The organism is Candidatus Zixiibacteriota bacterium (assembly GCA_022865345.1).
Classification (GTDB): Bacteria; Zixibacteria; MSB-5A5; order MSB-5A5; family RBG-16-43-9; genus RBG-16-43-9.
Genome location: JALHSU010000210.1, coordinates 1 through 9,525 on the forward strand (window position 1 = coordinate 1; position 9,525 = coordinate 9,525).

Sequence of the window (9,525 nt, forward strand, 5' to 3'; positions counted from 1 at the left end):
ATCGTGCAATTCTTTTACGCCTGGAATCTTTTTCAACTCCTCCACGATGGCATCCATACTCAAATGCTTGGGAACTGCCTCTAAGAGTATGTTGCTTGACTCTGTTACCAATCCCACTGCACCTCTTAAGATTATCCCTCCGATTAAGATTGCCACAATCGGGTCAACCAAATAGAACTTGGTGAAGAAGATGATTATGCCGGCAACGATGACTCCGATCGACGACAAAGCATCCCCTAAGATATGCAAAAATGCACCTCGTACGTTCAGATTCCCCTGGCTTGATTTTCTCAAGATACTCATTCCGATGACATTCACCACCAACCCTATGATTGCAACGGAAAGCATCAAGGGAGCCTTTATGTGTGCAGGAGAAAGAAATCGTCTGTATGCCTCATAGAAAATATATCCGGAGATGACAATCAGAGTCAAGCCGTTCAAGAGGGAGACTAAAATCTCGGTTCTGTGAAAACCATAAGTCCTCTTAGCATCCGCAGGTCTTTTGGAAAGACGTAAGGCAAAATAGCTCAATCCTAAAGCTAAAGTATCAGTGAGCATATGCCCGGCATCACCGATTAAGGACAGACTGCCGGACAGAATTCCGCCCACAAACTCCACCAAGGTCATCAGCGCAGTCAAAAGCAAAGGGACGAACAAAACCCCCGGCTCAGGTCTGGAATTATGGTTGTGATTATGATTAGACATATTTTTTGTAGCGTCCTCACTCCCGTGAGGACGATTACCCTTTGCCTAGGTGGTAGCCGCAACCTTTAGGTTGCGTGAGCCATAAACCTCAACCTAACGACTTCGCAGGCTTAAGCCTGCGGCTACCTCATTTTTTGGAGTGCATTGACCGTGTCAATGCGGCGTCGTCACGGACGATGCACTCCATATTTAACGTTGCCAGAGCAAGCCCCCGTAGGGCAGGAGTGGCAACGCTACAATTTCAACTCCTCCACCACCTTAACAATAATTTTTTTTAAATTTGGCTCTGCCTTGTTGGCTGTGGCGATTATCTCCTCTAAATTGGTCGGCTTTAAAGCATCCGGAAGACCCATATCCGTTACGATTGAAAAACCTAAAACCTTCATCCCCTGGTGCCTTGCCACAATCGTCTCTGGCACAGTTGACATCCCAACCACATCGGCTCCGGTCCATCTTAGAAACCGATACTCTGCCGCAGTTTCCAAATTAGGTCCGGCAACTGCCACATATACGCCTTTCTGCAGTTTTATGCCCAGTTCCAGAGCACACTTCTCTGCCAGGGCTATTAATTCCTTATCATAACAGTTATACATATCAGGGAACCTGGGTCCCAAAGACTCATCATTCGGACCGATAAGCGGATTATTCCCCAAGAGGTTGATATGGTCAGAGATGACCATCACATCTCCAGCCCGGTATTGTGGATTCAAACCACCGCAAGCATTTGATACGATCAAAAGCTCAATTCCTAAAGCCTTCATAACCCGTAGAGGAAAGGTTATCTGCTGCATTGTGTAACCTTCATAATAATGGAACCTCCCCTGCATCGCTAAAACCTTTTTGTCGGTAATCTTCCCGAATAATAGCCGCCCTGCATGGCTTTCCACCGTTGAGACCGGGAAATGAGGAATCTCCCGGTAGTCTATGCGGGTATCCACCTTAATCCCTTCTGCCAAGGAACCAAGGCCGGTGCCCAAAATTATCCCTATCTGAGGTTGGGAGTCAATTTTCTTCTGAATTAAATCTTTTGCCTGAGTGATCTTTTCTTTTAAGTTTTCCATCACCTGTATCCTTTTTTATATTTAGGTAGCATCCTTACTCTCCTAGAGGATGTTTTTTTGGAGTGTAAACCTTCAGGTTTACCTTTGATAAAGCTAAAGCTTTATACTCCACTCACAGACTACACACTCCTAAATCTCTTTGCCCGTCAAATGAGAGACAACGTTACCATCAATCTTCTTTACGAGGCTCTCCTTTTCTAAACTGACCAACTACTTTTTCCATCTCCTCATCTGTTAAGTCTTTCTTTTTTTCAAAGCGCGAGCCGCCTTCCTGCTCCAGGCTCTCCAAAAGGTTTTTGTGCAAATCCAGCATCGACTTGAATTTCAAAACATAGGCATCTTTTAGATTCTTCAGTTCATAGATTTCTTTCTTGAACTCAGAGATCTTCAAATTCGATTCCTCTAAGAGCTTATGGCTTTTAAGCTGTGCCTCCCGGAGCAAAAGCTCAGCTTCTTTTTGAGCATTTTTCTTAAGCTCCTCTGCAGTCTTCTGCGTGGTGAGGATCACACTCTGCAGGGTCTGTTCCATATTCTGATATTCTGAAAGCTTGTTCTCCAGAGAGGAAAGTTTTTCTCTTGCAAGATTGATTTCTTTGGTTCCCTCTTCAATTTCCCCGGCTAAAATCTCTAAGAAATTATCCACTTCAGTCGGGTCATACCCTTTGAATTTCTTTTTGAACTTCTGATTTTTTACTTCCCAGGACGTTATCTTCATTTTTCACCTCCCAGACTTATTTTAGCCGTCATTGCGATCCCGCCAAAGATGGGTCATTCTGAGCGAAGCGAAGAATCTCTCAATAAGATTCTTCGGTCGTCCATTCGGACTCCCTCAGAATGACAAATTTTATTTTCTTGGACCAAAAATTGCAGTCCCTACCCTTATCATACTTGCCCCTTCTTCGACAGCCAATTCAAAATCCGAGCTCATGCCCATAGAAAGATATCTCATCTCCACGTTCTCTTTTTTTAGGCTCTTGAGCGATTCAAATAAATTTCTCAACTTGACAAAACATGGTCTGACTTTCTCCAATTCCTCGGTCAACAGTCCTACTGTCATTAGACCTTTGATCTTTACGTTTCCTAATTCAGATATTTGCTCGACTAAGTTTGAGACCTCTTCTGGCTTAATCCCGTATTTCGAGGACTCACCTGAAGTATTTACCTCGATCAAAACCTCAGCTATCTTTCCCTTGTCGTTACCCCTCTTTGAAATCTCCTGAGCCAGATGCAGACTATCAACTGATTGTATCAAATCAAAAAGCTCTATGGCTTTTTTAACCTTATTGGTCTGCAGATGCCCGACTAAATGTTTTTCGACATCTCTGGTAATAAATTTAAACTTCTCCTCTGCTTCCTGAATCCTGTTTTCTCCGATAATTTTTATCCCCGCATCAATTCCCTGATTTATCCTTTCCGGCTCGACATTCTTAGTAACTGCAACTAATGTTATATCTTCCCCTTTGCGGCCCGACTTTAAAGCCACCTTCTCAATCCTTTCCTCTAATCTTTTCAGATTCTCTGCTATTGTGCTCATCAATTCAAAAATACAATAATATATCGTTTTATGAAAAAAGCAAACAAAAATAGTAGAGGCGTTTAATTAAACGCCCCTACCAAAAAACGGTATTTGGTAGGTCAGACATTCCTGTGGCTACGCCAGGCTTCGCTCTCTGACCATAGAAAACAGGCAGGTCCAAGAAATGGATCCGTAGGAAATGCCTGTTCTACCGACTATTATCACCCGATAAAACGTTAGCCCCATCTTGCCCACAAGATGGGCAGGGACAGGACGTTGTCCTATCCTCTATGTATTCCCTCTCCTTTCTAATGCGAGAGCGGGGTGAGGTTTATGTAGCGGAAACCTTCAGGTTTCCATTAAAAACAATGGAAGGCTGAAGCCTTCCGCTACAAAAAAACGCCCGACACTGAGGTCGAACGCTACGTTTTCCCCGCCTTGTGGGCAAGGCGGGTTTCCCAGTTATTTTTTCCCTTGAACCTTTAAACTATTGTCCGCCTGTGGCGGATGAACTTTCTTGTTCTTCTTCGCCTTTAACGACTCGTGCCACAGCCACCACCTTATCCCCTTCATCCAGGCTTATTAATCTGACTCCTTGGGTATTTCTGCCGATCTCTTTTATGGATTTGACCGACTGTCTTATGATCATTCCCTTTTCGGTTATCAGCATCAGCTCATCATCTTCCAACACCTCTTTGAGCGCAACGACTTTTCCGTTCCTCTCATTGGTCTTTACGTTTATGACCCCTTTCCCGCCACGGTTGGTCACCCGGTAATCTGAAATCGGGGTTCTTTTTCCAAATCCATTTTCTGTTACCACCAGTAAGGATGCATCCCTTTTTATTACCACCATATCTACGACTAAGTCCTTACCTCGTAAGGAAATACCTCTAACTCCATGAGCTGTTCTTCCCATACTTCTGACCTTATCCTCTGGGAACCTTATTGCCAGCCCTTCTTTTGTGCCCAAGACTATGTCGCAGGTTCCATCAGTGATGGTGGCATCAATCAGCTCATCCCCTTCATCTATATTGATGGCGTTTATTCCACCTCGTCGAGGGTTAGAGAAGGCAGAAAGCTCAGTTTTTTTGATGGTCCCGTTCTTAGTTGTCATCATCACATAATGCTTTTCATCGAACTCCTTGACTGGCGCAAAAGCCCTTATTCTTTCACCTTCAGCTAATTCTAAGAGATTGGTAATCGATTTCCCTTTGGTGACCCTTCCCCCAACCGGTATCTCATGCACTTTCAGCCAGTGGCATTTTCCGGTATTGGTGAAAAAGAGGATATAATCATGAGTTGAGGCAATGAAAAGATGCTCGACAAAGTCCTCCTCCCTGGTCTCCATCCCTATTACCCCTTTTCCGCCACGACCTTGCCTTCTGTATGCATCTATGCCTAATCTCTTGATATACCCATTATGGGATATGGTGATCAGCATATTCTCTTCTGCAATTAGGTCCTCTATGGTGAACTCCTCCTCCTCTTCCTTGATCTCGGTCCTTCTCTGGTCCCCATAATTTTTCTTTAAGGTCAGAAGCTCTTCCTTAATTATATTCATCCTCTTGATTTTACTCTCCAGAATCCCTTTTAAAGTAGCTATTAACTTGATCAGCTCAAGATATTCCTCTTCAACCTTTTTTCTCTCCAGCCCGGTTAGCCTCTGTAGCCGCATATCCAAAATCGCCTGGGCTTGGATCTCTGACATCTTGAACTTCTTCATCAGCCCTTCTTTTGCCTCAGCCGGATCTTTAGAGGCCCGGATCAGCCTTATAACTGCATCGATATTGTCCAGAGCGATCTTTAAACCTTCTAAGATGTGTGCCCTTTTTTCTGCCTCAGCTAACTCGTATTTTGTCCTTCTGGTTATGACCGTATGCCGGTGTTCTATAAATAAGGAAAGCAGCTCCTTTAGAGTCAAAACTTTTGGTACCCCATCCACTAAGGCTATGTTTATCACACCGAAGGTGGTCTGCATCTGGGTATGGTTAAAAAGCTGATTCAAAATTATCTCGGCTTGCGCTTCCCTTTTAAGCTCGATAACTATCCTCATCCCCTCCCGGTCTGATTCATCCCTTAAGTCTGAAATCCCTTCGATAACCTTGTTGTTGACCAGATCGGCAATCTTCTCTAAAAGATTTGATTTATTTATCTGATAAGGTATCTCGGTTATGATGATGCTCTCTTTTCCGGATTTCTGCTTTTCTATACTTGCCCTTGCCCGCAGGACCAGACGACCCCTGCCGGTCTTGAAGTATTCTTTTATCCCACTTCTTCCGTAGATTATACCGCCAGTGGGAAAGTCGGGTCCCTGGATATATTTCAAGAGCTTTTGATCTTCCAATTCCGGGTCGTCAATTAAGGCTACGAGAGCATCGACCACCTCAGAGAGGTTGTGGGTGGGGATATTGGTCGCCATGCCAACTGCAATACCAGATGAGCCGTTGCAGATTAGATTCGGAAACTTAGAGGGCAATACCACAGGTTCTTCTCTGGTGCCGTCGTAGTTGGGAATGAAATTGACTGTATCCTTGTCCAGATCAGCCAGCACCTCCATAGCTAAAGCAGTAAGTCTTGCTTCAGTATACCTCATTGCCGCAGGGGCATCTCCATCAATCGACCCGAAATTACCCTGTCCATCCACTAAAGGATACCTCATATTGAAATCCTGAGCCATCCGGACTAAAGTGGGATAGACAACCTGTTCACCGTGAGGATGGTAATTACCTGAGGTATCACCTGCGATCTTGGCGCATTTACGATGAGGCCTGCCCGGAGCTAAATTCAAATCATTCATCGCCACCATGATTCGGCGATTGGAAGGCTTCATCCCGTCCCGGACATCCGGCAAAGCCCGGGCAGTGATGACCGACATAGAATAGTCGATATAGGAGGATTTCATCTCCTCTTCAAGCAACACCGGGACTATTTTTTCTCTTTCTAATTCCAAAGCCATTGATTTTTTCTCTTCAATTTGCGGGGCTGGGAGCCCCGCCTACGAAAATATAAATATGTAAACTCTCGTAGATCGGGCACCTTGCCCGATGACCCGCTAAACACCAAAATCCAAATAAGTTGTCAAGGCTGTTACATATTCTCCTTCGTGCTGTATTGGTAATTCAAAGTTTTGTCTCACCTTATTCCCCAGAATACCAATATATATTGTCTCTATATTAATTGGTTTTTCCAAATGTTCTCTAGTTAACTCAGAACAAGAGCATTTTATTTGTCTATTCTCCGATTGTTCCAAGTCAAAACAAGACAGCTTATTTCCCAAATCCACCTCATATATCTTATCTACCCTTTTGCAAACAATTTTTATATTAAAAGCTGATGCAAAGCCCACATTTTTAATAATAAGTGAAGCGTTATCACGGAAAAATTCTTTTCCATCTTTATCTTGATATGACGATAATCCATTCCAATTTTTCAAATCTATCTTCATTACAGGTGACTTACTCTTCATAAAATGTTTTTCACCTTCCTTAATACTTTTGAAAGCTGCCATTGCTAAAAGAAGCGTAGCACCTGCAACTGCAAGCTGAACAATTTCTGAAGTAGATAAACAAAAAGTAACTGAAACTACAACTACTATAATGGCAATTGCTACTAATGGAATTACAATGTATAGCATAATATTTCTTTAACAAACCGTAGGGGCACGGCGCGCCGTGCCCCTACAATATCACACATCCAAATTCCTCACATATTTCGCATTCTCTTCGATAAATTTCCTTCTCGGCTCGACCTGGTCTCCCATAAGGATGGTAAAGATTCGGTCAGCTTCTGCCGCATCTTCCAAGACGACTTGGAGTAGTGTCCTTTTCTCAGGATCCATTGTGGTTCTCCAGAGCTGCTCAGGATTCATCTCACCTAATCCCTTATATCTCTGGATACCGACTCCCTGATTCCCTAATCTTTGTAATAATCTTTCCTTTTCTTCATCTGAATAAGCATAGGTCTCGCTGTTCCCCTTTTTCAATCTGTATAAAGGCGGCTGCGCAATATATATATATCCCTGTTCCACTAACTCTTTCATATACCTGTAAAGAAAAGTCAGAATCAGAGTCCTTATATGCGAGCCGTCCACATCCGCATCAGTCATTATGATGACCTTACTATATCTGATTTTGGAGATATCGAACTCATCCCCACCTATACCTGTCCCTATGGCAGTTATCAAAGTCCTGATCTCCTCATTCGATAAAACCTTATCAAATGGAGCTTTCTCCACATTTAAAATCTTACCCCTCAGGGGCAGGATCGCCTGAAAGCGCCTGTCTCTACCCTGTTTAGCAGAGCCTCCAGCAGAATCTCCCTCGACTATGTAAATCTCGCAATGCTGGGGATCATCCATCGAGCAGTCAGCTAATTTGCCTGGAAGATTAGCGCCTTCCAGAGCGCCCTTTCTCCGGGTTAACTCTCTGGCTTTTCTGGCTGCCTCTCTGGAGCGTGCCGCGGTGATCGATTTCTCGCAGACCTTTTTAGCAACTGAAGAATTTTCCTCAAAGAACTCGGATAGACCCTCGCCGGTGATCGACTCCACGATCCCTTTGACCTCTGAGTTTCCTAATTTGGTCTTGGTCTGACCTTCAAACTGCGGGTCCGGGATTTTGACAGACATAACCGCAGTCAGACCTTCTCTGGTATCCTCGCCCTGCAGGGTCAGATCGGAATTTTTAATCAGGTTATTTTTCTGAGCATAAGTGTTTATGGTCCTGGTCAGAGCGGTCTTAAACCCGATTAAGTGAGTCCCTCCTTCAATGGTGGCAATATTGTTCACATAGGAGAAGATATTCTCTACGTAGGTGGAGTTATACTGAATTGCGATCTCCACGTCGATATTATCTCTCACTTTATGAAAATAGATCGGCTTGGAATGCAGGGGCTCCTTGTTCTCATTTAAAAACTCGACAAAGGTGACGATTCCGCCTTCATATTCATACACGGCAGATTTCCCGCTTCTTAAATCTTTAAGCTCTATCTTCAGCCCTTTGTTCAGAAAAGCTAAGTCTCTTAACCGCGCTGCAATAATGTCAAAGGAGAAATCTATCTTTTCAAATATGTTTTTGTCCGGCTTGAAGGTGGTTTTGGTTCCGGTTCCCTTGCTCTTGCCTGTTACCTTGACGTCAGTCTTGGCATTCCCTTCCTCGTATCTTTGGAAATATATTTTCCCGTCCCTGGAGACTTCCACCTCGCACCACTCGGACAAAGCATTCACCACTGAAACACCGACCCCGTGCAAACCACCTGAGACTTTATAAGTCTGATGGTCGAATTTACCGCCCGCATGGAGCATAGTCATCACCACTTCTAAGGCTGGCTTTTTCTGGGTCGGGTGCATATCAACCGGGATACCGCGACCATTGTCTTCCACTGTCACGCTGTTATCTTTGTTAATCGATACCTTAATCGAATTGCAGAAACCACCCATCGCCTCATCCACACTGTTGTCCACCACCTCGTAGACTAAATGATGAAGACCCCTGGTGCTGGTATCACCGATATACATAGCCGGCCTTCTTCTGACTGCCTCCAGCCCCTTTAAAACCGTGATGGTGGCGGCATCATAATGATGGCCTATGGTAACTTTATCTTCTTTTTCTTCCCTCTGGGTCATGTCGTCTTCCTCGACCTTGGTCTTGCTCATTTCTTTCCTCCCGCATTTGGCGGTCGCACTACCAGCTGTCATTCTGAGGGAGTCTCCGCCTTTGGCGGGACGACCGAAGAATCTCTTCGGTCTATATATAGATTCTTCGTCCCCTACGTGGACTCAGAATGACATAGAAAGGACTGTCATGCTGAGTCCGCAGGACGAAGCATCTGATTTTCAAAACTTTCTTTTAGGATCGCCATATCAAAATGGACAAAAATCTAAATCAATTCAGGAAGATTATATCCTTTATTAGCTCTTGTTTGGCTGAGTCATTCAATTTTGAGATAAGCTCTTTTTTAAGGTAGAAAAGCTCGTTTCTCCAAGCAGAGCTTTTTACTTTTAGAAAAAGTTTAGCTCCTTCTATCTTAAAAGGTTTAGTATTCTCAGCTATATTATTACCTACGATTTTTTCCCAGTTTATTATAACTTCCTGCTCTTTTATTCTCTTTTCTAAGCCCAAGTCCTTTAATAAGTTCCCAAGAACCGAGCCTATGTTTTCTGGCCCTTTTTTATCCCTGATTTGCATGGGGTCTAAATATAACGATTCTGCTTTCAATAAGCAACTATTTTTCTTGGAGTTAACTAAA

General features: G+C 43.8%; 8 protein-coding genes. All 8 read right to left on the bottom strand.

Going from position 1 to position 9,525, the window contains the following annotated elements; all coding sequences use genetic code 11:
- On the bottom strand, positions 1 to 705 hold a 705-nt coding region (locus tag MUP17_10440; protein MCJ7459397.1), incomplete at its 3' end, for a cation diffusion facilitator family transporter.
- A gap of 233 nt (positions 706 to 938) precedes the next feature.
- Complete coding sequence (locus MUP17_10445) at positions 939 to 1,766, bottom strand: purine-nucleoside phosphorylase (protein MCJ7459398.1); 828 nt, start codon at positions 1,764 to 1,766, stop codon at positions 939 to 941.
- A 169-nt stretch (positions 1,767 to 1,935) separates the two neighbouring features.
- A complete protein-coding gene (locus MUP17_10450; protein ID MCJ7459399.1) occupies positions 1,936 to 2,481 on the bottom strand; it encodes a DivIVA domain-containing protein in 546 nt (181 codons plus the stop codon).
- A 129-nt stretch (positions 2,482 to 2,610) separates the two neighbouring features.
- The gene (locus MUP17_10455; GenBank protein ID MCJ7459400.1) at positions 2,611 to 3,300 is read right to left on the bottom strand and encodes a YggS family pyridoxal phosphate-dependent enzyme; all 690 of its coding nucleotides are present in this window, start codon (positions 3,298 to 3,300) and stop codon (positions 2,611 to 2,613) included.
- Between the two features lie 469 nt (positions 3,301 to 3,769).
- Entirely contained in the window at positions 3,770 to 6,238 is a 2,469-nt protein-coding gene (gene gyrA / locus MUP17_10460; protein ID MCJ7459401.1) for a DNA gyrase subunit A, read from the bottom strand.
- A gap of 96 nt (positions 6,239 to 6,334) precedes the next feature.
- Positions 6,335 to 6,916 (bottom strand): hypothetical protein, encoded by a 582-nt coding sequence (locus tag MUP17_10465; protein ID MCJ7459402.1) that lies wholly within the window; start codon positions 6,914 to 6,916, stop codon positions 6,335 to 6,337.
- 51 nt (positions 6,917 to 6,967) lie between these two features.
- Entirely contained in the window at positions 6,968 to 8,902 is a 1,935-nt protein-coding gene (gene gyrB / locus MUP17_10470) for a DNA topoisomerase (ATP-hydrolyzing) subunit B (GenBank protein ID MCJ7459403.1), read from the bottom strand.
- A gap of 259 nt (positions 8,903 to 9,161) precedes the next feature.
- A partial coding sequence (locus MUP17_10475; protein ID MCJ7459404.1) for a DUF721 domain-containing protein occupies positions 9,162 to 9,525 on the bottom strand: 364 nt, incomplete at its 5' end.

Excerpts from the sequence above, each read along its gene's own strand:
- MUP17_10445 (MCJ7459398.1), bottom strand. The coding sequence starts at position 1,766 with ATGGAAAACTTAAAAGAAAAGATCACTCAGGCAAAAGATTTAATTCAG.
- MUP17_10450 (MCJ7459399.1), bottom strand. The coding sequence starts at position 2,481 with ATGAAGATAACGTCCTGGGAAGTAAAAAATCAGAAGTTCAAAAAGAAA.
- MUP17_10455 (MCJ7459400.1), bottom strand. The coding sequence starts at position 3,300 with ATGAGCACAATAGCAGAGAATCTGAAAAGATTAGAGGAAAGGATTGAG.
- gyrA (MCJ7459401.1), bottom strand. The coding sequence starts at position 6,238 with ATGGCTTTGGAATTAGAAAGAGAAAAAATAGTCCCGGTGTTGCTTGAA.
- MUP17_10465 (MCJ7459402.1), bottom strand. The coding sequence starts at position 6,916 with ATGCTATACATTGTAATTCCATTAGTAGCAATTGCCATTATAGTAGTT.
- gyrB (MCJ7459403.1), bottom strand. The coding sequence starts at position 8,902 with ATGACCCAGAGGGAAGAAAAAGAAGATAAAGTTACCATAGGCCATCAT.